Source organism: Massilia sp. YIM B02443 (genome assembly GCF_030411955.1).
Classification (GTDB): domain Bacteria; phylum Pseudomonadota; class Gammaproteobacteria; order Burkholderiales; family Burkholderiaceae_D; genus Telluria.
In genome coordinates this window covers 150,846-173,116 of record NZ_JASNRA010000012.1, presented here as the reverse complement: position 1 = coordinate 173,116, position 22,271 = coordinate 150,846, and the positions used below count along the sequence as shown (strand labels likewise).

Here is a 22,271-nt window from a genome sequence, read left to right as displayed (position 1 = left end):
GAAATCACCTCGATCATGAAGCGCAACTCGTGCGGCAAGGCATTGGACATCGCCCGCACCGCACGCGATATGCTGGGCGGTAACGGCATCTCGGACGAGTTCGGCATTATCCGCCACATGGTCAATCTCGAGGTGGTCAACACCTATGAAGGTACGCACGACATCCACGCCCTGATCCTGGGCCGTGCACAGACCGGCATCGCCGCGTTCTGATCCCCGGCGCCGCCGTCACGGCGGCGGCGCGGCGCGCCAATGGCGCAGCGTCGACAGCACCGTCAACAGCTCGGCCGGCTCGACCGGCTTGGGCACGTGCATCTGAAAGCCGCTGGTCAGGGTGCGCAGCCGGTCTTCCACCCGCACGTAAGCGGTCAGCGCCACCGCCGGCGTTGCGGCCACGCCATCGCGCCGCTCGCGCCGGCGCACCTCGGCGATGAAACCATGGCCGTCCATGCCGGGCATGCCGATGTCGCTGACGATCAGGTCGGGGCGCCGCGCATCGAGCATGGCGAGCGCCTGTTGCGCGTCGGCCGCCGCCTCGACCCGCGCGCCGGCGCCCGACAAGACCCGCACCAGCATCTCGCGGGTGTCGTCGTCATCCTCGACCAGCAGCAGCGCGACGCCTTCCAGCCCATATTCCTGGTCGTGCGCCAGCAGCCCGGGGCCGGCGTCGCCGGCCGCGGCGGACGATGCCGGGGCCGGGGCCAATGGCAGGCTGACCGCGAACGCGGCGCCCTTGCCCGGGCCGTCGCTGTGCGCTTCGACCGCGCCGCCGTGCAGGCTGACCAGTTTCTTGACGATCGCCAGCCCCAGTCCCAGCCCGCCATGGCGCCGGTTCGAGCTCGCGTCCTGCTGCGTGAACTTGTCGAAGATAAAGGGCAGGAAATCGGCGTCGATGCCTTCGCCCTTGTCGCTGACGACGATGTGGACGCTGGCCTGGCTGCGCTGCAGCGCAACGTGCACCCGTCCACCGGCGGACGAGAACTTGACCGCGTTCGACACCAGGTTCCAGACGATCTGCTGCAGACGGTCGGGGTCGCCGAAGATGGGGCCGGCCTGGGGATCGGCCAGCAGCCCGATCGTGACACCCTTTTTGGCTGCCGCCGGACGCAGCGCCTCGACCCCGGCCTCGACCGCCGCCTGCGGCGAGAACAGCTGCACGTTCAGGCGCAGCGTGCCGTTGACGATGCGCGAGATGTCGAGCAGGTCGTCGACGATCTGGGCCTGGGCGCGCGCGTTGCGTTCGATCACCTCCACCGCGTGGCGCGCCATCGCGCCTTCCAGGCTGCCGGCCACCAGCATCTGCGCCCAGCCCAGGATCGCCGTCAGCGGCGTGCGCAGCTCGTGCGACACCGTCGCCAGGAACTGGTCCTTGGCCTGGTTGGCGCGCTCGGCGTCTTCGTACAGGCGCTGCTTCTCGAGCGCGTCGTGCTCGGCGCGGCGGCGCGCGAACACCGCGTCCTGGTACAGCGAGGCCTTGTTCAGGCCGACGGCGGCCTGGGCCGCCAGCGTTTCGACCACCCGTTCGTGCTCGGCGCGGAACACGCCCGGCCGCTCATGCCCGAACAGCATGCCGCCGATCACTTCACCATTGCCGAGCCGCACCGGCACCGCCAGGTAGGACGTGACCGGCAGGTGGCCCGGCGGCATGCCATGGTGCGGCCCGGTCTGGCCGTAGCGCGGGTCGCGCCGGATATCGTCGCTGCGGATGGTGGCTTCGCCGCGGAAGGTGGGGCCGAACAAGTGGGTGTCGCGCGGCAGCGGGAATTTGGAGAAGTGCTCGCGCGCCACGCCCGAGATGGCGTACAGCGTGTAGGGCTGGCCGTCCTCGTTGCGCACGCTGTAGAAAAAGGCGCCGAACTGGGCGCCGCTGAGCCGGGTGGCGCTGTCGGTCACCGCCTGCACGATCTTTTCGTGGTCGAGTTCCTGCAAGATCAGCAAGGCGATCGCATACAGTTCCTCGCGTTCGTGCTGCTGCTTGCGTAGCGCGCGCGCATCCTGCACTTCGATCACGGTGCCGACCGCCTGGCCGTCGCGCCGGATCGGACTGGCGGTGAAGCGCACCGGATACAGCGTGCCGTCCTTGTGGACGAAGACTTCCTCGCCCTGCTCCTGCATATTGGCCGGGGCGGCCAGGTCGATCGGGCATTCCTCGAGCGGATAGTGGCTGCCGTCCGGGCGCGTGTGGTGCACGAAATCGTGCAGCGGCGCGCCCTGCACCTCGGCCAGGGTGTAGCCGGTCAGTTGCTCGGCCGCCGGGTTCATGTAGACGCAGTGCTGGTCTGCATTCATCACGAACAAGGCTACCGTCGCGTTGTTGCACAAGTCCTCGAGATCCACGAATTGCTGATTTTTCATCGTTACATTCCCACGAGCCTTGACGCCGTCTTCAGTGTCGCATATTCCGCGCTAGTGCCGCGTACGCCAGCGCATGACGGCTGCCGTGGCCACTCTGTCGAGGAGCCGGTGACTGTCGCATTTTGTCCATCGAGAACCGGAAAATTCACTACATCAGGATTTCCCTCTGATATCATTAATTGACTTTAAGAATCTCACCAAAAACCACGGGCAGTGGCTGTCCAGACGCCGCCGACAACCATGCATCCACCATTTCCACACCGCCCTGTTCGCCCCCGGCCACGGCTTGCCGCGTTCTCGGCCGCACTTGCCTGCCTGGCATGGCCGGCGCACGCCCAGCAAGCCGACCCGCAGCCGGCGCTGGTCCAGATGCCGCTCGAAAAACTGATGGGCATGAAAATGGTCAAGGCCGCCTCGCGCTTCGAACAGCTGGCGCTGGAAGCGCCGGCGGCGGTCTCGGTGCTGAATTCGAACGACATCCGCGCCCACGGCTGGCGCACGCTGGCCGAGGCGCTCGCCTCGCTGCCCGGGCTGTACGTCACGGACGACCGCAACTATACCTATCTGGGCGCGCGCGGTTTCCTGCGCCCGGGCGACTACAACAGCCGCTTCCTGCTCACGGTCGACGGCGTGCGGGTCAACGACGCGCTGTATGACCAGGCCATGCTCGGCAACGACGGCCTGGTCGACATCGACCTGGTCCAGCGCATCGAGTTCATCCCCGGGGCCGGCTCGGCGATGTACGGCTCGAACGCGCTGCTCGGCGTGATCAACGTCATCACGCGCGATGGCGATGCGCTGTCCGGTGCGCGCGTGGCGCTGCGCGCCGGCAGCGACGGCGAGCGCCGTCTGCGCGCCAGCTACGGCTGGCACGACCAGCGCGGGGCCGACCTGCTGCTGGCGGCCAGCGCCCTCACGCACGATGGCGAAACGCTGTACTACCCCGAGTTAGACGACGCCGCCGGCGACGGCGTCGCGCGCGGGCGCGACGGCGAAGGCGCGCGCCAGTTCATGCTCAAGGCGCGCGCCGGCGGCTTCACGTTCTCGGCCAACCACGTGCACCGCACCAAGCAGTTGCCGACCGCCTCCTACGGCGCCCTGTTCGGCGCGCCCAGCAACACCACCGATGCGCGCACCACCGCGCAGCTGGGCTACGGGCGCGAACTGGCGCCCGGCGTCGCGCTGGCGCTGCAGGGGCACTGGGGCAGCACCGACTACCTGGGCCACTACTACTACGCCGACGCCGAGGGCCTGGCCCGGCCCAACGTGGATGGCGCCCACGCGCGCTGGTACGGCGCCGGCGCCCACCTGACCGTCACGCGCCTGGCCGGCCACAAGATCCTGTTCGGCGCCGAAGCCCAGCGCGACGCGCGGCGCGACCAGTTCAACTACGACACCGCCCCTTATCTCGGCCTGCTCGACGACCGGCGCTCGGCCAACCGGCGCGGGGTGTTCGTCGAGGACGAGCTGCGCCTGGGCCGGCGCGTGCTGGTCAACGCCAGCCTGCGCCACGACCAGCACAGCACCGGCGCGCGCAGCAACAGCCCGCGCGTGGCGCTGCTGTACCGGGTGCCGGACGGCGCCACCTTCAAGCTGATCTACGGCAGGGCGTACCGGGTGCCGAACGCCTACGAGATGTATTACCACGTCGCCGGCGACGGCGGCCAGTTGCCCAACCCGGCGCTGGCGCCGGAACGCATCTCGACCGCCGAAGCGGTGCTGGAACGCGCCTTCGGCGGCGCCAGCCATGCCCGGCTGTCGCTGTTCACCTACCGCATGCGCGACCTGATCGCGCAGGAAGCCGACCCCGCCAGCGGCCTGCTCATCTACCGCAACCTCGAGCGCGCCGCCGCGCGCGGGCTGGAAGCCTCGTTCGAACACCTGTTCGACAATAATGCGCGGGTGCGCGCCAGCACCACCTGGCAGCGCGCCACCGACGGCGCCGGCCGCACCCTGCCCGACTCGCCGCGCCTCCTGGGCAAGGTCAACGCCGTGCTGCCGTTGCCGGCGCTGCGCGCGCGCCTCGGCGCCGAGCTGCAGTGCATGTCGGCACGCCTCACCGCGCGCGCCGGCGCCGGCGGCGCCGTGGGCGGCTATTGCGTGTCCAACCTGAACCTGTCGAGCACGCGCCTGGTCGCGGGCGCCGAACTGGCGGCCGGCGTCTTCAACCTGGCCGACCGCCGCTACGCCGACCCGGCCGGCCCCGCCTTCGTGCAGGAAGCGCTGCAGCGCCAGGGGCGCTCGGCGTTCGTTCGCCTGGCGTTCGGATTCTGACATGCGGCGCGCACTGGTTCGCCTGGCCTGCGCGGCCGTCGGCGGCGCGCTGCTGGCCTCCGGCGCCTGCCTCGCCCAGGTGCGCGACGCCGACATGAAGGCGGCCTATGTGTACAACTTCGTCCAGTTCACCAGCTGGCCGGCGCCAGCCGCCAGGGCCACGGGCGCCGCGAGCGCCGCGCTGGCCGTGTGCGCCGAACGCGCCAGCGCGCTCGGGCGCGCCTTGCAGGCCTACGACGGACGCCAGGCGGCCGGGCGCGTCTGGCAACTGGTCGACCTGCAGGCGCGAGCGCCGGCCTGCGACGTGCTGGTGCTGGGGCGCACCGAAGCGGCCGTCGCCGGTGCCGCCGGCGCCGGCACGCTGGTGATCCGCGACGGCGCCGGCGCCGCGCCCGCAAGCGCTGCCGCGATCACGCTGGTCGACAACGACGAGCACCTGCAATTCGACATCGACACCCGCGAAGTGGCGCGCGCGGGATTGCGCATCAGTTCCAAGCTGCTGCGCCTGGCCAGGACCGTAGAATGAATACTCGCATCCCCCATCCGCCGCGCATCGCGCGCACTCTGCGCGCCGGCCAGCTGCTGGCCGCCGCCGCCGGCCTGCTGGTGGTCGGCAGCATCGTGCTGTCGTACCAGTTCGTCACGCTGCGCCAGGGGCTGCAGGCCGATGTCGAGATCCACGCCCGCATGCTCGCAGAAAACGTCGTCGCGCCCCTCATGTTCGGCGACCGCGACGCCGCGCGCGACGTGCTGCGCGCGTTCCAGGCCGATCCGGTGATGGCCGAAGCCGTGGTGTACGACGCCGCCGGGCGCGAGTTCGCGGCGTTTCGCCGACCGATGCGCGCGCCCGGCGCACTGGCGCGCATGGCGCCACGCTGGTTCGGCCCGGCCACGCTGCGCCATCCGGTGGCCTGGCGCGATCGCGCGCTGGGCGGCCTGTTGCTGCGCGCCGAGACCATCGAGATCGACACCGCGCTGCGCAACTACGCCGCCCTGTTCGGGGTGGCGTCGCTCGGCGCCCTGCTGGCCAGCGCGCTGCTGCTGCGGCGCGGCCGCCTGCGCGTGGCGCGCGCCGAAGCCGACCTGGCATACCTGGCCTATACCGACCCGGTCACCGACCTGCCGAACCGGCGCGGCAGCCAGGAGCAGATCGCCGCTGCGCTGCGCCAGGCGCGCGCGGACGGCGCCCAAGCGGGGCTGGTCTTGATCGACCTCGACAACTTCAAGCTGGTCAACGACAGCGCCGGGCACGGCGCCGGCGACGCGCTGCTGCGCCAGGCCGGCGCGCGCCTGCGCGCCGCGGCCGGGGCCGACGACATGGTGGGGCGCTTTGGCGGCGACGAGTTCGTGGTGCTGGTGCGTGCCCCGGACCGCGCCGGCCTGCGCGCCGACGCCGAGCGCCTGATGGCGGCGCTGCGCGCACCGCCGCAAGCGGGCGAGATCGAGGTCGGCGTCACCGCCAGCGCCGGCTGCTGCGTGTTCCCGGACGACGCCGCCGACTGCAACGAGCTGCTGCGCAATGCGGACGCCGCGCTGTACCACGCCAAGGCGGCCGGGCGCGACTGCGTCGGCGTGTTCGCGCCGGCCATGCTGCAGGCCAGCCAGCGCCGCGCGCTGCTCGAACGCGAGCTGCGCCGCGCGCTCGCCGGCGGCGGCCTGGCGCTGCACTACCAGCCCCAGTTCGACCGCGCCGAGCGGCTGGTCGGGGTCGAGTCGCTGCTGCGCTGGACCCATCCGCAGCTGGGCGCGATCGGGCCCGACGAATTCATCCCGATCGCCGAGGAATGCGGGCTGATCGTCGAGATCGGACGCTGGGTGCTGGAACGCGCCTGCGGCGACATCGCCGCGCTCGGCCGCGACACCGGCCTGGCGCTGCACGTGGCGGTCAACGTCTCGGCGCGCCAGCTGCGCGACCCCGACTTCCTGCGCTGCGTCGAACAGGTGCTGGCGTCGAGTGGCCTGGCTCCCGAACTGCTGGAGTTGGAACTGACCGAGAGCATGCTGATGCAGGACCGCGCCGCCGCCATCGGTTTCATGCAGGCGGTGCGCGCGCTCGGCGTGCGGTTGTNACTGCTGGAGTTGGAACTGACCGAGAGCATGCTGATGCAGGACCGCGCCGCCGCCATCGGTTTCATGCAGGCGGTGCGCGCGCTCGGCGTGCGGTTGTCGATCGACGACTTCGGCACCGGCTACTCGTCGCTGGCCTACCTGCAGTCGTTCCCGATCAACCAGCTCAAGATCGACCGCAGTTTCGTGCGCCCGCTGCCCGAGCACGGCAAGACCCTGGCCAGCGCCGTGATCCGGCTGGCCCATGGCTTCGGGCTGACCGTGGTGGCCGAGGGCGTCGAGGAGCGCGGCCAGCTTGAGTGGCTGCAGCAGGCCGGCTGCGAGTATGCGCAAGGCTATCTGCTGGGCCGGCCGGTGCCGCTGGGGGCGCTGCGCGCGCAGGTACTGGACGAGCAGATGCCGGGCGAGCAGGCGCCGGGCGAGCGGCTGGCGGCGGCATAGCATCCATGCCGGTGCCGGCTTGAACCGGATATTGACGCGCGCCATTCACACGCCCGTGCGGGCACGATTCGCGCCCGCCGCCTACAATTGGCCTCCTCTTTTCACACACCGGGAGCACCCATGACACGCACGGCACTCATCGCAGGCATCACCGGCATCGGCGGCAACCACGTCGCGCGCGAACTGCTGGCCAACGGCTGGAACGTGGTCGGCCTGTCGCGCCGTCCGCCGCAAGACCTGCCCGGCGTGCGCCACGTCGCCGCCGACCTGCTCGACGCCGCCGCATTGAAGACTGCGCTCGCCGACGCATTCGTCGACACTGCGCCGACCCACGTCTTCATCACCACCTGGATGCGCCAGGACACCGAAACCGAGAACATCCGCGTCAACGCCGCCCTGGTGCGCAACCTGCTGGACGCCGTGGCGCCGCACAAGAGCGTGCGCCACGTGGCCCTGGTCACGGGCCTCAAGCACTACCTGGGACCGTTCGAAGCCTACGCCAGCTCGGGCACCCTGCCCGACACCCCGCTGCGCGAATCGCAACCCCGCCTGCCGCTCGAGAATTTCTATTATGCGCAGGAAGACGAAGTCTACGCCGCCGCCGAGCGCGACCGCTTCACCTGGAGCATCCACCGTCCGCACACCATCATCGGCCTGGCGGTCGGCAACGCCATGAACCTGGGCACCACCCTCGCCGTGTACGCCACCATCTGCAAGGAGACCGGCCGCCCGTTCCAGTTCCCCGGCTCGGGCGCGCAGTGGAACGGCCTGTCCGACGTGACCGACGCGCGCATGCTGGCCAAACAGCTGGTGTGGGCGGCTGACACCGACGCGGCGCGCAATGAAGCCTTCAACATCGTCAACGGCGACGTGTTCCGCTGGAGCTGGCTGTGGCCGAAACTGGCGGCCTATTTCGGCGTCGAAGCGGCCGGCTTCAACGGCACGATACAGCCACTGGAAGCGGCGATGGCCAACGACCACGCCTTGTGGAAGGAGATCGCGCAGAAGCACGCTCTGGTGGAGGCGGACCTGGACCGCCTGGCCTCGGCCTGGCATACCGACCTCGACCTGGGCCGTCCGCTGGAAGTCATGACCGACATGGCCAACAGCCGCAGGCTGGGCTTCAGCGCCTACCAGGCCACCGACGCGTCGTTCTTCGACCTGTTCGAACGCCTGCGCGCCGAGCGGCTGATTCCCTGATCCGCCCTCTCGCTGTCACGGTCCGGCTTCAGCTGGCCCGGATCCGCTCGGGGATTTGCCCGGGCTCGGTTGCCAGGAACGGTTTCCCGAGCGTGCCGATCATGTCCTCGGGCAGGTGTTCGATGGTGGACGCCTGGCCGACGACCAGCGCCTGATCGCCTGGCCAGAACAGCACTGAATGGGTTGACTGCAGCAGATCCAGCAACGACTTGTAGAACGCTTCATTGGCTGCAGGCCGCGTGATCATGAAGCCGGCCGTCATGGCAGGCCCGCTACCCGGCAGCACGTGAAGATAGATGTCCGAGCCGTCGAACACGACGCTCGGGTAAGTACGTCCATCCATTTCGACAACGTCCGGCAGCGCGGGATCGGGGACGATCGGGTAGTCGACACGCCAAACGACGCCATGGTCGCTGTCTGCGCGCCGTACGATCGCGCTGCCGAACGCGGTTTCGACCACCGACAGCGGCATGCTGGAGAATTCGCCACGCTCGAACACATTGAGAAAGATATCGAAGCTCATCGTGGTCCTTCGTGTCTGTCCTATAGCCGGTCCGGCAGCACCGCATGTACCAGGAACACCTGCAGCGCGGCGGTCATCTGATCGTGCAACGCCAGCAACGACGCTGCCGCTTCCTCGTCGACGACCGGTCTGCCATCATCGTCGAGCGGAAATGGCTGCCCAAGGATGCGCGCCATGTCGAGCTCGACATACGCGCTGGCGCCATAGGGCCGCTTGCCGTCGACATTCGGCAGCGGCCAACATGGCCGCCATAGCAGATCCCTACGCCAGACACAGTAACGCAGCAATAGCGCATGCTCTTGGCGGAAATCGAACATGCCGTCGCCGGTGACGCCGCTCTCGGGCGCCTCGAAATAGGCAAGCATGTCCGCGGGCATCGCGTAGCGCCCGGGCCGCAGCGTCGCCGCGCCGGCAGCCAGCTGCGGGATCACCGCGCTCGCTTCCACGAGCGTTTTCGCCAGCAATGCCTCGTCGCGCTTGCCGATCAGCGCCGCGCCGACGCGCCCGGTCGACTGGCCCCAACCGAAGGGAAACATGGTCAGCAAGCTTGGCGCTCCGGATTCGATCGGCACCCAGGTGACGCGCAGTCTGCGGATCAGCGGGTGGTGCGCCGGGCCGAGCTCGCGCACCGGTGCGGCGGCCAAGGCCCGTTCGATCGTGGCCTCCTGGCGCGCGAGCAGCAGGTGTTCGGCGCGCAGCAGCCAGGCGTAGCGCAGCTGCGACATGAAGCGGCGCAGCGCCTTCATTAGTGCGCCGCCGGCTTTACCGCCCCTTCCGACCTGGCGCGACGCTGCGGATCCAACGCACGGTGCATGGCGTGTCCTCCCGAGGGTCTTGCTCGAATGATCGCGCGATCAGCAGCCGGCGCCCTGACCTGCCGCCTGGCCGCGCACGCCGTCGGCGATGCGCGCCGACAGCTTGGACAATGCCGCGCGGTGCGCGGCGACCAGTCCCGCATGGCCGGCGCCGGCCGTTTCGCGGAACACGCTGCGGCAAGTGAGCACCGCGCGCTCGCCGGTGCGGCGCACGCTCCACACCGTGTCGATCAACGCATAGTCGTCCAGCTTCGATTCGAAGCGCTGCACGCTGGCGCTGATGCGGTACACGGCCGCCGCGGGCGGCGCCGGATTGCTGTACACGTCCACCGCGCCCAGTTGCGCGGCGATGCCGAGCGACAGCGCGCTGCCGATCTGGTCATCGAGCTTGCTGGCCCAGCGATGGTGTTCGAGCAGGTCGACCTGGCCGTCGCCCTTGACCACCACCATCTGGTTGCGCCGCACCTGGTCGGGCACAGTCACCGGACGCATCTCGATATACAGCGGCGCGGCGACCGAAGCGGCTCCGGGAGCGGCCGCGCCGTCGGTCAGCGTATAGAACTGGTCCGGCGGCGCGCTGGCGCAGCCGGCCAGCGCCGCCACGATGGCGGCCACGCTCAGGGCCTGCACCTTGCCGGCAAATGGGAATCCCTTCATTTCTTCTCCTGCGGTTTGCCACGGATGAGCGACTCCGGATGGCGTTCGAGATAATCGGCCAGGTCGTTCAGCTTCTCCATCGTGTCCGTCACTTCCTGCAGCGCGCGGCGCAGGTCGGACTGCAGCGGCGCATCCTGCGACAGCAGGCTTTCGGCGCTGGCGAAGGTCTGCTTGGCGGCGGTCAAGGTGTCCTTCATCTCCGGCAGCACCTGGCCGTCGAGGCGCGCGATCAGGGCGTTGGCCTGGACCAGCGTCTTGTTCAGGTTATTGCCGATCTCGTCGAACGGGATCTTGTCCAGCTTGCGCGCGATGTTGGCCACCTGGGTCTGCAGTTCGTCGAGCTGGCCCGGCACCGTCGGGAACACCAGCTGGCCTTCCCTCATGGTCAACTGCGCCTTGGGCGCGTTGCGGTGGAAGTCGAGCGCCACGTACAGCTGGCCGGTGAGCAGGTTGCCGTTCTTGAGCTGGCCGCGCAGGCCGCGTGCGACCATCTGGCCGAGCGCGTCGCCGCCGGTGGTGCTGTTGAGCGTCTCGAGGAACGACTGGCCCAGGCGGCCCGGGTACAGGTCGACCGTCACCGGCATGCTCAGCTTGCGCCGCGCGCGGTCGAACTCGACGCCGATGCTGCGCACCTCGCCCAGCGCGATGCCGCGGAAGTCCACCGGCGCGCCCACCGCCAGCCCGCGCAGCGAGCCGTCGAAGTACAGCACCGCGCTCACCGCCGGACCATCGGGCGGTCGCAGCGCGGCGGTGCGGTCTTCGGCCAGCACGAAGTGGGCGCCGGCCGGCGCCGGCGCGGCCGGCTTGCCGCCATCGACCGATTCGAAAGCGATGCCGCCGGTGGCCAGGGCCGCCAGCGATTGCGTGTTGAGTTTCAGGCCGTTGGCGTCCAGCCGCAGGTCGACCCCGCTGGCGTGGAACCAGCGCGTGTCGGGGCCGACCAGCGCCGTGTACTTGTCTTCGACAAAGGCCGACATGTCGATCCCCTTGCCGCTGGCGTCGAGCGTGACCGAGGCCACCTGGCCGACGCGCACGCGGCGATAATACACGGGCGAACCCGGCGCCACCGAGCCGAGGCTGTCGGCATGCAGCCGGTATTCGCGGCCCTTCAGGCCATACGGCACGGCGGGCGGGGTCTCCAGGCCGACGAAGGCGTCCCTGGTTTCCTCGCTGGCGCCGGGCGCGGCGCCGATGTAGGCGCCGGACAGCAGCGTGTTCAGGCCCGACACGCCGCCGGCGCCGATCTGCGGGCGCACCACCCAGAAGCGGCTGTCCGCGGCGGTGAAGCGGCGCGCCTCCTTGGCCATCTGGATCTCGGCCACGACGCGGCTGGCGTCTTCGCCGAGCCGCACCGCCACCACCTTGCCGATGTCGACGTCGCGGAACTTGACCTGGGTCTTGCCGGCTTCCAGCCCTTCGCCGGTGGCGAAGGTGACGGTGATGGTCGGGCCGCGGTTGCCCAACCAGACGGCGACCTGCCAGGCGCCGATGATGGCGGCCAGCACCGGGATCATCCAGATCAGGGACGGCAGCCAGCGGCTGGGACGGTCGATCGCCGGCCTGGGCGCGCGCGTGTCGCTTGGACCGGCGGCGGGCGGCAGCGGGCCGGGTGCGGAAGAAGATGCAGGCGGGCGTGCGCCGTCCTGTTCAGACATGTCGGTGTTCTCCATGTGAATCGATCGGGTCCCAGATCAGGCGCGGGTCGAATTGTGCCGAGGCGACCATCGTCAGGATGACGACGCAGCCGAACGCGATCGCGCCGGGACCGGCGGTGATCACCGCCAGCAGGTCGAAGCGCACCAGCGCCACGGTCAGGGTGACCACGAAAATATCGAGCATCGACCAGCGGCCGATGAATTCCACCACGCGGTAGGTGCGGGTGCGCGCCAGCGGCGCCGCGCGCGAACGCAGCTGGGCCGAGCCGTTGAGCCACGCGAGCGCCACCAGCTTCGAGACCGGCACCACCACGCTGGCGATGAAAATGATGATGGCCAGACCGGGCGAACCGGTATTCCAGAACAGCAGCACGCCGCTCATGATGGTGTCGCCTTCGGTGCCGCCGACCGATTCGGTGTACATCACCGGCAGGATGTTGGCGGGAATGTAGAGCAGCGTGGCGGCGGCCAGCATGGCCCAGGTCCAGGCGATGCTGTTCGGGATGCGCCGGTGCAGCGCCGCGCCGCAGCGGCAGCAATGGGCATTCGTATGCGCACCCGAAGCGGGTGCGTCATCGTCGAGGCGGTTGACCAGGCCGCAGGTATCGCAGGCGACCAGCTCCGCCGGTTGGCCATGATGATGGTCGTGATGGTCGTGATGGTCGTGGCGAGCCGCAGCCTGATGGCGGCGCACGTCGTCCGGCTGCGGCACCTGGCGGTCAGCCAGCGCCCACAGCGCGCGCGGTTCGTAGCGCATCACGATCGCGCACAGGATCGTGAGAAAGGCGAACGCGAACAGGCCCGGATGCGGCTCCACCCGCGCCAGGCTGGTCATCTTGATGACGGTGATCAGGATGCCGATCATCAGCACTTCGGTCATCGCCCAATGGCGCGCCCCCTGCACCGTGCGCAGCACCAGGTTGAAGCCCGGCACGCGGCGGCGATGGCGCAGGCCGATGGCGACGTACAGCAAGGCACTCAGTTCGATACCGGGAAACACCACGGCGCACAGCAGCACCATGGTGGCGATCACGCCCATGCCTTCGCCCCACAGCACGCCGATGGCTTGCAGCAGCGTGACGCCGGACGTCATGCCGGCCAGTCGCAGATTGACGATCGGGAAAGCCTGGGCGAGGATGAACACCAGCACCGCCGCCAGCGTCAACGCCACCATGGCGTCGGTCTGGGCGGTCGGGCCGGAAGCATGCCAGCGGTACAGCTCGAGCCGGCAGCGCGTGCAGCGCGCACGCTCGCGCACCGCCAGCGGCTGCCATTGGTACAGGCAGCCGCAGTCGTGACAGCCGATCAGCTCACCAGGTTTCATTCCGCGCGGTCTTTCATCATGCAATAGCACTATGTATCATGACCGGCAGCAACTTGGCGCGCGTTTCAGCGAAGCGCGGATACCTGCGCAGGTCAGAAGCGGACCTTGACGAAGGCCGATGGGCCGGTCAGTTTCAGGTCCATTTCGGCGGCGCGCTCGTTGTTGCGCTTGAGCGCGATCTTCTGGATGCCGTAGTCCAGCACCAGGCCGACGTTCTTGTGCGGGTACCATTCCACGCCGATCGAGCCGCTGTACACGTGGCCTTCGGTGCTGCCGCCGTTCTTCTTGACGCCCGAGGCTTCGGCGACCAGGCGCCACTGGTCGTTGAACTGGTGGCGGTAGCCGAAATCGAGCACTGGTGCGTAGGCGCTGTCGCTGGCCGAGGCCGAGCCGCTCCAGCTTTCGGTCTGGGCCGGGTTGGTGGCGGTGACGGTGGCGCTGGCCGAACCCGAGATCTTGCCGCGCAGGTAAGCCGCGCCCAGGCCGACGCCGAACACGTCGTTGCCGGTGCCGAACCAGTAGCGATAGGTCAGGCGCGCCAGCTCGATGCGCAGCTTGGCGCTGCCGCTGGCGGTGCCGCTGACGTCGCGGCCTTCATAGACGGTGTTGCCGGCGAAGTCGCCGCTGTAGTCGTTGTCGTAACGGAAGTAATCGAGGTGCAGGCCATGATTGGCGCCGAACAGGATGTTGGCCTTCACGCGCGGCAGGGTTTCCTCGTCAATCTTCTCGTCCGGGGTGTCGAGGCGGCCGAATTCTTCGGTGTTGGCGCCCAGATGGATCTTCGGCTCGGCGTAGAACGCGCCGACCGCGATGTCCATGCGGTCGAGTGCAGGCGAAACCGTGGTCTGCGTCTGGGCCTGGGCCGTGCCGGCGGCGGCGGCCATCAGGAAGGCGCCCTTGAGCAGGTTGGCGATCAGGGTCGGACGAGTATGGGAATCAGCGCGGAACATTTTTTATTCTCCAATCATGACAAGGTCAAATCAATATGCCCGCCAGAGGGTCTCTTGGCGCAGCGACAGTTAATTATCGCAAGATGACACAATGATAACCCGCACGATTGGACGGAAAATGTTGTGAAAATGACGCACGGGTCATTAATTTGTTTTATGCGCGTTGGCGTACGGACAGCGCGGGCAGAAGGGGTCGATGGTTTATGATTGTGCAACAACAACGACCAGTGCTAACCAATGAAGCAATACACCCTGCCGCAAAACTCTTTCCTGCTTCTGTTGACGCTGGTGACGATCGCCTTCTTCTGGATCCTGCTGCCCTACTCCGGCGCGGTATTCTGGGGCGTGGTATTCGCGATCGTGTTCGCGCCGCTGCAGTCGCGCCTGCTGCGCGCGACCAAGGGCAAGCCGACCGTGGCGGCGCTGCTGTCGCTGCTGGTGATCCTGCTGATGGTGATCTTCCCGCTGACCATGATCGCCGCTTCGCTGATCGACCAGGCCGCCGCGATCTATGTGCAGGTCGGCTCGGGCCAGGTCAACTTCAACGCCTATTTCCAGCGCATCGTCGCGGTGCTTCCCGACTGGGCCACGTCGCTGCTGGAGCGCTTCGAGCTGACCAACCTGGCCACCCTCGAGGCCAAGATCACCGATGCCGCCGCCGAGATCAGCCAGTCGGCCGCGCGCTACGCCGTCCGATGGGGCAGCAATACGCTCGACTTCGTGGTGAGCACCACGATCATGCTGTACCTGCTGTTCTTCCTGCTGCGCGATGGCCGCATCGTGGCGGCGCGCATCCAGCGCGCGGTGCCGCTCAGCGTCGAGTACAAAGGCCGCCTGTTCCAGAATTTCACCACCGTGATCCGCGCCACCGTGAAAGGCAATGTGCTGGTGGCCATGGCGCAGGGCGCACTGGGCGGCTTGATCTTCTGGATCCTGGATGTGCCGGGAGCGCTGCTGTGGGGCGTGGTGATGGCGATGCTGTCGCTGCTGCCGGCCGTCGGCGCGGCGCTGGTGTGGGGCCCGGTGGCGATCTATTTCCTGGCCACGGGCGCGATCTGGCAAGGGATCGTACTGGCCGCCTACGGCGTGCTGGTGATCGGACTGGTCGACAACATCCTGCGCCCGATCCTGGTCGGCAAGGACACCAAGCTGCCGGATTACGTGATCCTGCTGTCGACGCTGGGCGGGATGGCGCTGTTCGGGCTCAACGGCTTCGTGATCGGGCCGGTGATCGCGGCGCTGTTCATCTCGGCGTGGGATCTGTTTGCCCGGGCCGACGAGTTTCACGCGGACTGAAAAAAACCAAGGCAGGCCACGTGGCCTGCCTTGGTTTATCTTCGCCGAATTACCTCGGCCGATGACGGCTGTTGGCTGTTGGCGATTACTTGGCCTGCGCGTGCCGGGCCAGGCGCTCGGCCACTGCCGGCGACACGGCGTCGGCGCCGCGCGTCATGCGGTACAGGGTCCAGACGTCGGCGCTGCCTGCCGGGGTCGCCGGCGCTGCCTGGAACAGGCGGCGCACGAAGCGGCTGACCGAGGTGGCCATGACGGAAAATTGAACGGCGGCAGATGGGTGCATGGACAGGGTGGACATGATGTTCTCTCTTTCGGTATGTGCGCTGTAATGACGACAGTATGCGCCGATAGAGATAGAAATCAAATTGCGATCCATGATAGTCGCCATTCACAAAACAACTATCTTATGCAAAGCGTGGTGCGCATCCCTTCTACCCCACCGAGACCGACCCCAACGACCGCATGATCTGCAACACCGCCGGCCCCAACAGGACCACCAGCAACGCCGGGAAAATACAAAAAATCAGCGGAAACAACAGCTTGGTCGCGATCTTCCCCGCGTTCTCCTCGATCAACTGGCGCCGCCGCGTACGCAACTGCTCCGACTGCACCCGCAGCGCGGTGCCGACGCTGGTACCGAAGCGGTCGGCCTGGATCAGCATCTTGGCCAGGTTGTCGACGTCCTCGACCCCGGTGCGCAGCGCCAGGTTGCGCAGCGCTTTTTCCTTGGCGCTGCCAGCGCGCAGCTCGAGCGTCACCAGTTGCAGCTCTTCCGCCAGCACCGGGCTTTTCAGGCCGATCTCGGCGCCGACGCGCGCCAGCGCCGCATCCATCGCCAGCCCGGCCTCGACGCACACCGTCATCAGGTCCAGCGCGTCCGGGAAGCTTTCGAAGATCTCGCGCTGGCGCAGGCTGATCTTGCGCTTGAGGATGATGTCCGGCACGTAATAGCCGGCCGCGGCGGCCGCGATCAGGTACAGGAAGGTCACGCTCGTGGCGCGGCTGCCGTCGTGGCGCAGCAGCAACCACACCACCAGCGGCAGGCCGATCGTCAGCGCGGTCTTGCCGGCGTAGAACATGCCCGGGGTCGACGCTGCGCGCCAGCCCGCGTTGATGAAGCGCAGGCGGATCGGCGAAGCTTCCCAGCCTTCGGTCGGGACCGACAACCTGGCCAGCGGCTCGGCCAGGCGCGCCAGGCGCTCGCGCCAGTTGCGCTCGGGCAGGCGCGCGGCGCCGTCGCGGTCGTCGAGCGCCAGCAGGCGCTCCTTGACCGGATCGCGCGTGATCAGCAGCATGGCCAGCGCCACGCCGCCAAAGATCGCCAGGAACAGCACGGCCAGGATCAGAAATTGTACGTTGTTCATTGCAGAGTAAGGTTCAAGGCTTACATGCGGATGCGCACGATCTTGCGGATCGCCAGCACCCCGAAGATCATCATCAGGATCGCCGCGCCGCTCATCTGGCGCCCGACCGGATCGTTGACCAGCACCGCCATGGTGCCGGGATTGGCCATGTACATCATGCCGCCGGCGCCGAACGGCAGCAGGCACAGCACCCAGGCCGAGATGCGGCCCTCGGCCGACAGTACCCGCACCTGGCCGGCCAGCTTGTGGCGGTCGCGGATGATGGCGCTGATCGACCCGAGCAGCTCGGTCAGGTTGCCCCCGCTTTCGCGCTGGATCAGCACCGCCACCACGAAGTACTGCAGGTCTATGCTCGGCACGCGCTGCGCCAGGTTGTTCAGGGCGTCGCCCATCGACACCCCGAAGTTCACCTCATCGAAGGCGATCTTGAATTCCTCGCCCAGCGGCGCCGTCACTTCCTCGGCCACCAGTTTCAGCGCGGTCGGAAAGGCGTGGCCGGCGCGCATCGCGCGGATCATCATGTCCAGCGCTTCCGGCAGCTGGCGCTCGAAGCGGACCAGGCGCGCCTGGCGCGCCCGCGCCAGTTGCAGCAGCGGCAGGCCGGCGCTCGCCAGCGCCGCCAGCGGCACGGCCCAGCCGGGCAAGCGCAGCCACAGCGCCAGCGCCAGGCCCGGCGCCAGGCAGCCGGCGCACAGCGCCACCAGGCGCGACACCAGGTAATGGGCGCCGGCCTGCTGCAGCATGCGGTCCAGGCGCCGGGTAAGAGGCAGGCGGCGCAGCAGCGCGTCCAGCTCCGGGCTGTCGCTCAGGCGCCGTTCCTTGACGATGGTGACGTCCAGCTCGCGCGCCTCGACGCCGATCACGTTGCGCAGGCGGCGCGCAATGCGCTCGCCTTCCGGGTCGCGGTGCGCCTGCCAGCCGACGTACACGCCCCACACCAGCAGCATGACGGCGGCGAACAGGACGACGATGAACAGGATGAAGGTGGTGTTCATGGCTCTTTGAAGGAAATCAGCGCAATCAGCGCGGCTCGAAGATGTGCGGCGCCAGGTTCACGCCGAAGGTGCGCAGGCGTTCGGCGAAGCGCGGACGCACGCCGGTCGCCACCGACTGTCCCTGCACGGTGCCGTCGTCCAGCACCCCGGTCTGCCTGAAGGTGAAGATCTCCTGCATCGTGATCACCTCCCCTTCCATGCCGGTGATCTCGGAGATCGACAGCACCTTGCGCTTGCCGTCGGTCAGGCGCGACACCTGAACGACAACGCCGACGGCGGAGGCGATCTGCTGGCGCATGGCTTTCGGCGGCAGGTTCGGCGCCGCCATGCTGATCATGTTTTCCAGGCGCGTCAGCGCGTCGCGCGGGGTATTCGCGTGGATGGTCGCCATCGAGCCTTCGTGGCCGGTGTTCATCGCGCCCAGCATGTCCATCGCTTCCTCGCCGCGCACTTCGCCCAGGATGATGCGGTCGGGACGCATCCGCAGCGCGTTCTTCACCAGCGCGCGCTGGTTGACTTCGCCGCGGCCCTCGATGTTGGCCGGACGGGTCTCGAGGCGCACCACGTGCGGCTGCTGCAGCTGCAGCTCGGCCGCGTCCTCCACGGTGACGATCCGCTCGCTGTGGTTGATGAAGCCCGAGATCACGTTCAGCATGGTGGTCTTGCCGCTGCCGGTGCCGCCCGAGATCACGATGTTCACCTTGGCCTTGCCCAGGCCCTGCAGCACTTCGGCCATGTCGGCGGTCATGCTGCCGTAGGCGACCAGGTCGGCCAGGCGCAGCGGGTCGGCCGAGAACCGGCGGATCGACATCACCGGGCCGTCGATCGCCAGCGGCGGGATGATGGCGTTCACGCGCGAGCCGTCCGGCAGGCGCGCGTCGACCATCGGGCTCGATTCGTCGATGCGGCGGCCCACGCGCGAGACGATCTTGTCGATGATCTTCATCAGGTGGGCGTCGTCGTTGAAGGTGACGTCGGTGAGTTCCAGTTTGCCGCGCCGTTCGACGTAGACCTGCTTGTGGGTGTTGACCAGGATGTCCGACACCGTCGGGTCTTCCAGCAGCGGCTCGAGCGGGCCGAAGCCGAGCATCTCGTTCTGGATGTCGCGCGTCAGGGTCTTGCGCTCGGCGTCGTTGATGACCACCATCTCTTCTTCGAGCAGGCGCTCGACCAGCAGGCGCAATTCCTGGCGCACCTGGTCGCTACTCAATCGCTGCATGCTTTCCAGATCGACGCGGTCGAGCAGCGCCTCGTGGATGCGGGCCTTCAGTTGGTGGTAAGCCCGATTGTCGATCGGTCCGCGCTGGGCCACCGGGCGCGGCGTGGCGGTGGCGCTGCCGAGACGCTCGCGCAGCGAAATTGCAGAGGTATTCATCGTGCGGCCTTTCTACGGTCAGCGGGGCCGACGCGGCGTTTGAACATGCGCGCCATCAGGCCTTCGGCCTCGACCGGCGCGGCTTCGCCCGTGAGCTGGCGCGCCATCTCCATCAGCGCGGCGCTCAGCGGCGCTTCGGGCGCCAGGCGCGTGACCGGCACGCCCTGGTTGACCGACTTGGCCGCCGCATCGTAGTTGTTCGGCATGGTGACCTGGATCGCGGTGTCGAACGCTTCTTCCAGGTCCTTGAGCTTGATGTCGCCGTTCTTGTCGTAACGGTTGATGACCAGTTCCACCTTGTCGCGGCCGTAGTCCAGGTTGCGGAACACGGTCAACAGGCGCTTGCCGTCGCGGATGTACGGCAGCGTCATCTGCAGCACCGGGTAGATGGTGTCGGCGTGGTCGAGGGCGCGGATGCTGACCGGGTCCAGGCTGCGGCCGACGTCCAGCACCACGAAGTCGTACTGGCGGCGCGCCAGCTTCAGGATCGCGTCGACGTGTTCGGGCTTGACGTCGCTGGCGTGGGCCGGATCGGACGGTGCGGCCAGCACGCTGAAGTTGGGCGTGACGCTGACCATGCTCGAGGCCAGGAACGACGGATCGAGGCGGTGGATCTGGGTGGCCACGTCGGACAGGGTCGCCAGCGGCTTGTTGTCCGAGACGAACAGCGAAGCGTCGCCGAACTGCAGGTTCATGTCGATCAGCGCCACGCGCTTGCTGCCGCCGCTCGACAAGGCATACGCCAGGTTGGTGGCCAGGAAGGTCGAACCGCTGCCGCCCTTGCACGAGATGAAGGCCAGCACCTTGCCTTGCGCGGCGCCGTGGCTGCCCATCTTTTCTGCGGCGCGGTCCAGCGCCTGGCCCAGTGCCGCGATGCCGGGAGCAGCCGGCAGCACTTCGCGCACGCCAGCGCGCATCGCGCGCAGCAGGAAGTCCTGCGACAGGTCCCCGGTCAGGACGATGAAGCCCATGCGCGGGAACAGCTGGCCGATGCTCTCGAGCTGGTCGAGTTCACCCTCGTCGGCGCGCGGCTGGTCGACGATCAGGACGTCGGGCACGGCCTCGTCGGACATGGTGGCCAGGCGCGCCGGCGAGCCGGCGATCATGTCGACTTCATCAAGGCCAGGGCGGTTGCGCAGCTGGCGCGCCAGTTCGATCAGGTGGCGCTCGTCGCGCGAAAGGACTGCGATCTTCACGGGTAGCTCTCGATGCTCGTTTAGTGGCCGAACGCCGAACCGGCCACCTGGGGCTGCGGGTTGGCGTACGAGCCGTGGTAGTTTTTGACGATGTCGACGGCGGCGGCGCCGTCGATAGTGGCCGGCGCGCGCTGCGGCTGCGGGTCGGCGATCTGGCGCGCGACCATGGTGCGCACGCTGGCGCCGTTGGTCGTCGGGCCGTCGGTGGCGCAGCCGCCGGCGGCGAGCAGGCAGGCGAGCAGCGCGGTCAGTCGGAAGTGGTTCATCATGGCTTGTCCTTTGCGGCGCTCGGGTTGTTCTTCGGCGCGCCTTCGTGTTGTCCGCCGAGCAGGAATTCGGCGCGGGTCGGCTGCACATAGGCGTCGGTCGGCAGCGCCGGCACCGCTTCCATCGGCTTGACCAGGTGCGGCGTGACGATGAACACCAGCTCGCTGCGGTCGTTCTGGAAGTCGCTGCTGCGGAACAGCGACCCCAGCACCGGCACTTCGCCCAGGAACGGGTAGCGGCGGATGTTGCTGGTCACGTTGTTACGGATCAGGCCACCGATGGCGAAGCTCTGGCCGTCCTGCAGCTGCACCGTGGTCGACGCGCGGCGGGTGGTGAACGCCGGCAGGATCGCGCTGGCGGTCGACGAGCCGTTCAGGCTCACGCCGATGCCGTCGCGGTTCAGCTCCGACACTTCCGGCGCCACGCGCAGGTTGATGCGGCCGCCGCCCAGCACGGTCGGGGTGAAGCGAACCGCCACGCCGTACTCTTTCTCTTCGAGCGTGATGTTGTTGGTGCCGCTGGCGTTGTTCTGCGCCACCGGGATAAAGATCTTGCCGCCGGCGAGGAAGCTGGCTTCCTGGCCGCTGATCGCCATCACGTTCGGCTCGGCCAGGATCTTGACCAGGCCGTCGCGGTTCTCGCCGTCGATGGTCAAGCGTTTGGCGCCGTCGCCGATCGCATTCAGGCGGCCGGCGCCCCCACTGAGCAGGTTGGACAGGATGCCGTAGGTCCAGCTGCCGTTGCTCTTCGAGTAGCCGGCCTGGGCGCCGAGCTGGTCGACCAGCGACTTCGACACTTCGGCGATCTTTACCTCCAGCATGACCTGCTGCGGCGCGGCCACGCTCAGCATGTTGATTACCTTGCTGGTCGGGGCCTTGACGTCGGGCGCGCTGGCCTTGGTTGGCGCAGTCGCCGCGCCGCTGCCGGCGGCGCCGGCCGCCGCGGCATTGCCGGCGTCGCCGGCGCCCGAGACCAGCAGCGAACCTTCGTTGAAGGCATTCGCCAGTTCCACCAGCTGGCTTGCCACCATGCTGTCGCTCACGGTGCCGGACAGGATCAGCGTGTTGCCGCTGTTGCCGATGCGGATCTCTTTCTCCTGCGGGAACAGCGCGTCGAACTGGGCGCGCAAGGCGCCGGTGTCGATGCCGACCTCGATATCGATCACGGTCGAGCGCTTGTCCCTGCCGGAGACGATCAGGTTGGTGCTGCCGACGCTGCGCGGCACGATCACCACTTCGCTGGCGCTTGGCACCACCACGTCGGCCACTTCCGGCGCGCCGACGGTCACTTGCGCGGCCGGGGTGCAGAAGCGCTTGATCTGGGACTTGCCGCGCACCAGGGCGATGCGCTGGCCGCTGGCGGCGTGCAGGTCGATGCAGTCGCCCGACTGCACCGGGGCGGCAACCGGCGCCGCTGCGGGTGTCTTGGCGCCGGCGGCAAAGCTGGCGTCCATCGCCAGGGCCAGCCCGCAGGCCAGCAGGGTCTTGTTGAAAGCAGGAGTCATGACGTTCTTCATT

General features: G+C 68.3%; 20 protein-coding genes. 6 read left to right on the top strand and 14 right to left on the bottom strand.

Annotated elements, in window-relative coordinates; all coding sequences use genetic code 11:
* Nucleotides 1-213, top strand: a 213-nt coding sequence (locus QPK27_RS14265) for an acyl-CoA dehydrogenase family protein (protein ID WP_290417924.1), incomplete at its 5' end; no start/stop codon positions are given.
* 15 nt (nt 214-228) lie between these two features.
* Here QPK27_RS14265 and QPK27_RS14260 read toward each other — a convergent pair.
* Entirely contained in the window at nt 229-2,355 is a 2,127-nt protein-coding gene (locus QPK27_RS14260; RefSeq protein ID WP_290418913.1) for an ATP-binding protein, read from the bottom strand.
* A 240-nt stretch (nt 2,356-2,595) separates the two neighbouring features.
* On the opposite strand from QPK27_RS14260, the gene QPK27_RS14255 reads away from it, so the two are divergent.
* From QPK27_RS14255 to QPK27_RS14240, 4 genes are all read left to right on the top strand, one after another.
* Nucleotides 2,596-4,629, top strand: coding sequence for a TonB-dependent siderophore receptor (locus QPK27_RS14255; RefSeq protein WP_290418912.1), 2,034 nt, complete (start codon nt 2,596-2,598; stop codon nt 4,627-4,629).
* A gap of 1 nt (nt 4,630) precedes the next feature.
* Nucleotides 4,631-5,155: a YfiR family protein gene (locus QPK27_RS14250; protein WP_290418911.1), complete on the top strand. Its 525-nt coding sequence runs from the start codon at nt 4,631-4,633 to the stop codon at nt 5,153-5,155.
* Nucleotides 5,152-7,137 carry a bifunctional diguanylate cyclase/phosphodiesterase gene (locus QPK27_RS14245; protein WP_290418910.1) on the top strand — a complete coding sequence of 662 codons (1,986 nt, stop codon included), beginning with the start codon at nt 5,152-5,154 and terminating at the stop codon, nt 7,135-7,137. The genes QPK27_RS14250 and QPK27_RS14245 overlap by 4 nt, the downstream gene beginning before the upstream one ends.
* Before the next feature lie 120 nt (nt 7,138-7,257).
* Nucleotides 7,258-8,337, top strand: a complete 1,080-nt coding sequence (locus QPK27_RS14240) for an SDR family oxidoreductase (protein WP_290418909.1) — start codon at nt 7,258-7,260, stop codon at nt 8,335-8,337.
* 28 nt (nt 8,338-8,365) lie between these two features.
* Here the strand turns inward: QPK27_RS14240 and QPK27_RS14235 are convergent, their stop codons facing one another.
* The 6 genes from QPK27_RS14235 to QPK27_RS14210 all read right to left on the bottom strand — a co-directional run bounded on the left by QPK27_RS14235 (nt 8,366) and on the right by QPK27_RS14210 (nt 14,261).
* On the bottom strand, nt 8,366-8,860 hold the full coding sequence (locus tag QPK27_RS14235) for a hypothetical protein (protein ID WP_290418908.1): 495 nt from the start codon (nt 8,858-8,860) through the stop codon (nt 8,366-8,368).
* A gap of 20 nt (nt 8,861-8,880) precedes the next feature.
* Nucleotides 8,881-9,606, bottom strand: a complete 726-nt coding sequence (locus tag QPK27_RS14230; protein WP_290418907.1) for a hypothetical protein — start codon at nt 9,604-9,606, stop codon at nt 8,881-8,883.
* 108 nt (nt 9,607-9,714) lie between these two features.
* The gene (locus QPK27_RS14225; protein ID WP_290418906.1) at nt 9,715-10,332 is read right to left on the bottom strand and encodes a membrane integrity-associated transporter subunit PqiC; all 618 of its coding nucleotides are present in this window, start codon (nt 10,330-10,332) and stop codon (nt 9,715-9,717) included.
* The gene (locus QPK27_RS14220) at nt 10,329-11,987 is read right to left on the bottom strand and encodes an intermembrane transport protein PqiB (RefSeq protein WP_290418905.1); all 1,659 of its coding nucleotides are present in this window, start codon (nt 11,985-11,987) and stop codon (nt 10,329-10,331) included. Before QPK27_RS14220 ends, QPK27_RS14225 begins: the two co-directional genes overlap by 4 nt.
* The gene (locus tag QPK27_RS14215; RefSeq protein WP_290418904.1) at nt 11,980-13,311 is read right to left on the bottom strand and encodes a paraquat-inducible protein A; all 1,332 of its coding nucleotides are present in this window, start codon (nt 13,309-13,311) and stop codon (nt 11,980-11,982) included. Before QPK27_RS14215 ends, QPK27_RS14220 begins: the two co-directional genes overlap by 8 nt.
* A gap of 92 nt (nt 13,312-13,403) precedes the next feature.
* On the bottom strand, nt 13,404-14,261 hold the full coding sequence (locus QPK27_RS14210) for a hypothetical protein (RefSeq protein WP_290418903.1): 858 nt from the start codon (nt 14,259-14,261) through the stop codon (nt 13,404-13,406).
* 237 nt (nt 14,262-14,498) lie between these two features.
* On the opposite strand from QPK27_RS14210, the gene QPK27_RS14205 reads away from it, so the two are divergent.
* On the top strand, nt 14,499-15,557 hold the full coding sequence (locus tag QPK27_RS14205; protein ID WP_290418902.1) for an AI-2E family transporter: 1,059 nt from the start codon (nt 14,499-14,501) through the stop codon (nt 15,555-15,557).
* Between the two features lie 85 nt (nt 15,558-15,642).
* Here QPK27_RS14205 and QPK27_RS14200 read toward each other — a convergent pair whose 3' ends face one another.
* The 7 genes from QPK27_RS14200 to QPK27_RS14170 form a co-directional block, all read right to left on the bottom strand.
* Nucleotides 15,643-15,855 carry a hypothetical protein gene (locus QPK27_RS14200; RefSeq protein ID WP_290418901.1) on the bottom strand — a complete coding sequence of 71 codons (213 nt, stop codon included), beginning with the start codon at nt 15,853-15,855 and terminating at the stop codon, nt 15,643-15,645.
* A 133-nt stretch (nt 15,856-15,988) separates the two neighbouring features.
* Nucleotides 15,989-16,921 (bottom strand): type II secretion system F family protein, encoded by a 933-nt coding sequence (locus tag QPK27_RS14195; protein ID WP_290418900.1) that lies wholly within the window; start codon nt 16,919-16,921, stop codon nt 15,989-15,991.
* Between the two features lie 20 nt (nt 16,922-16,941).
* Nucleotides 16,942-17,916: a type II secretion system F family protein gene (locus QPK27_RS14190; RefSeq protein ID WP_290418899.1), complete on the bottom strand. Its 975-nt coding sequence runs from the start codon at nt 17,914-17,916 to the stop codon at nt 16,942-16,944.
* 25 nt (nt 17,917-17,941) lie between these two features.
* Nucleotides 17,942-19,291, bottom strand: coding sequence for a CpaF family protein (locus QPK27_RS14185; protein WP_290418898.1), 1,350 nt, complete (start codon nt 19,289-19,291; stop codon nt 17,942-17,944).
* Nucleotides 19,288-20,487 (bottom strand): AAA family ATPase, encoded by a 1,200-nt coding sequence (locus tag QPK27_RS14180; protein ID WP_290418897.1) that lies wholly within the window; start codon nt 20,485-20,487, stop codon nt 19,288-19,290. The genes QPK27_RS14185 and QPK27_RS14180 overlap by 4 nt, the downstream gene beginning before the upstream one ends.
* A gap of 20 nt (nt 20,488-20,507) precedes the next feature.
* Nucleotides 20,508-20,756, bottom strand: coding sequence for a hypothetical protein (locus tag QPK27_RS14175; RefSeq protein WP_290418896.1), 249 nt, complete (start codon nt 20,754-20,756; stop codon nt 20,508-20,510).
* Nucleotides 20,753-22,258, bottom strand: a complete 1,506-nt coding sequence (locus tag QPK27_RS14170; protein WP_290418895.1) for a type II and III secretion system protein family protein — start codon at nt 22,256-22,258, stop codon at nt 20,753-20,755. Before QPK27_RS14170 ends, QPK27_RS14175 begins: the two co-directional genes overlap by 4 nt.
* Nucleotides 22,259-22,271: the final 13 nt, after the last annotated feature.

Bases quoted from the DNA above. Each gene is read 5' to 3' on its own strand.
- QPK27_RS14260 (WP_290418913.1), bottom strand. From the start codon at position 2,355: ATGAAAAATCAGCAATTCGTGGATCTCGAGGACTTGTGCAACAACGCG.
- QPK27_RS14255 (WP_290418912.1), top strand. From the start codon at position 2,596: ATGCATCCACCATTTCCACACCGCCCTGTTCGCCCCCGGCCACGGCTT.
- QPK27_RS14250 (WP_290418911.1), top strand. From the start codon at position 4,631: ATGCGGCGCGCACTGGTTCGCCTGGCCTGCGCGGCCGTCGGCGGCGCG.
- QPK27_RS14240 (WP_290418909.1), top strand. From the start codon at position 7,258: ATGACACGCACGGCACTCATCGCAGGCATCACCGGCATCGGCGGCAAC.
- QPK27_RS14235 (WP_290418908.1), bottom strand. From the start codon at position 8,860: ATGAGCTTCGATATCTTTCTCAATGTGTTCGAGCGTGGCGAATTCTCC.
- QPK27_RS14230 (WP_290418907.1), bottom strand. From the start codon at position 9,606: ATGAAGGCGCTGCGCCGCTTCATGTCGCAGCTGCGCTACGCCTGGCTG.
- QPK27_RS14225 (WP_290418906.1), bottom strand. From the start codon at position 10,332: ATGAAGGGATTCCCATTTGCCGGCAAGGTGCAGGCCCTGAGCGTGGCC.
- QPK27_RS14220 (WP_290418905.1), bottom strand. From the start codon at position 11,987: ATGTCTGAACAGGACGGCGCACGCCCGCCTGCATCTTCTTCCGCACCC.
- QPK27_RS14215 (WP_290418904.1), bottom strand. From the start codon at position 13,311: ATGAAACCTGGTGAGCTGATCGGCTGTCACGACTGCGGCTGCCTGTAC.
- QPK27_RS14210 (WP_290418903.1), bottom strand. From the start codon at position 14,261: ATGTTCCGCGCTGATTCCCATACTCGTCCGACCCTGATCGCCAACCTG.
- QPK27_RS14205 (WP_290418902.1), top strand. From the start codon at position 14,499: ATGAAGCAATACACCCTGCCGCAAAACTCTTTCCTGCTTCTGTTGACG.
- QPK27_RS14200 (WP_290418901.1), bottom strand. From the start codon at position 15,855: ATGTCCACCCTGTCCATGCACCCATCTGCCGCCGTTCAATTTTCCGTC.
- QPK27_RS14195 (WP_290418900.1), bottom strand. From the start codon at position 16,921: ATGAACAACGTACAATTTCTGATCCTGGCCGTGCTGTTCCTGGCGATC.
- QPK27_RS14190 (WP_290418899.1), bottom strand. From the start codon at position 17,916: ATGAACACCACCTTCATCCTGTTCATCGTCGTCCTGTTCGCCGCCGTC.
- QPK27_RS14185 (WP_290418898.1), bottom strand. From the start codon at position 19,291: ATGAATACCTCTGCAATTTCGCTGCGCGAGCGTCTCGGCAGCGCCACC.
- QPK27_RS14175 (WP_290418896.1), bottom strand. From the start codon at position 20,756: ATGATGAACCACTTCCGACTGACCGCGCTGCTCGCCTGCCTGCTCGCC.
- QPK27_RS14170 (WP_290418895.1), bottom strand. From the start codon at position 22,258: ATGACTCCTGCTTTCAACAAGACCCTGCTGGCCTGCGGGCTGGCCCTG.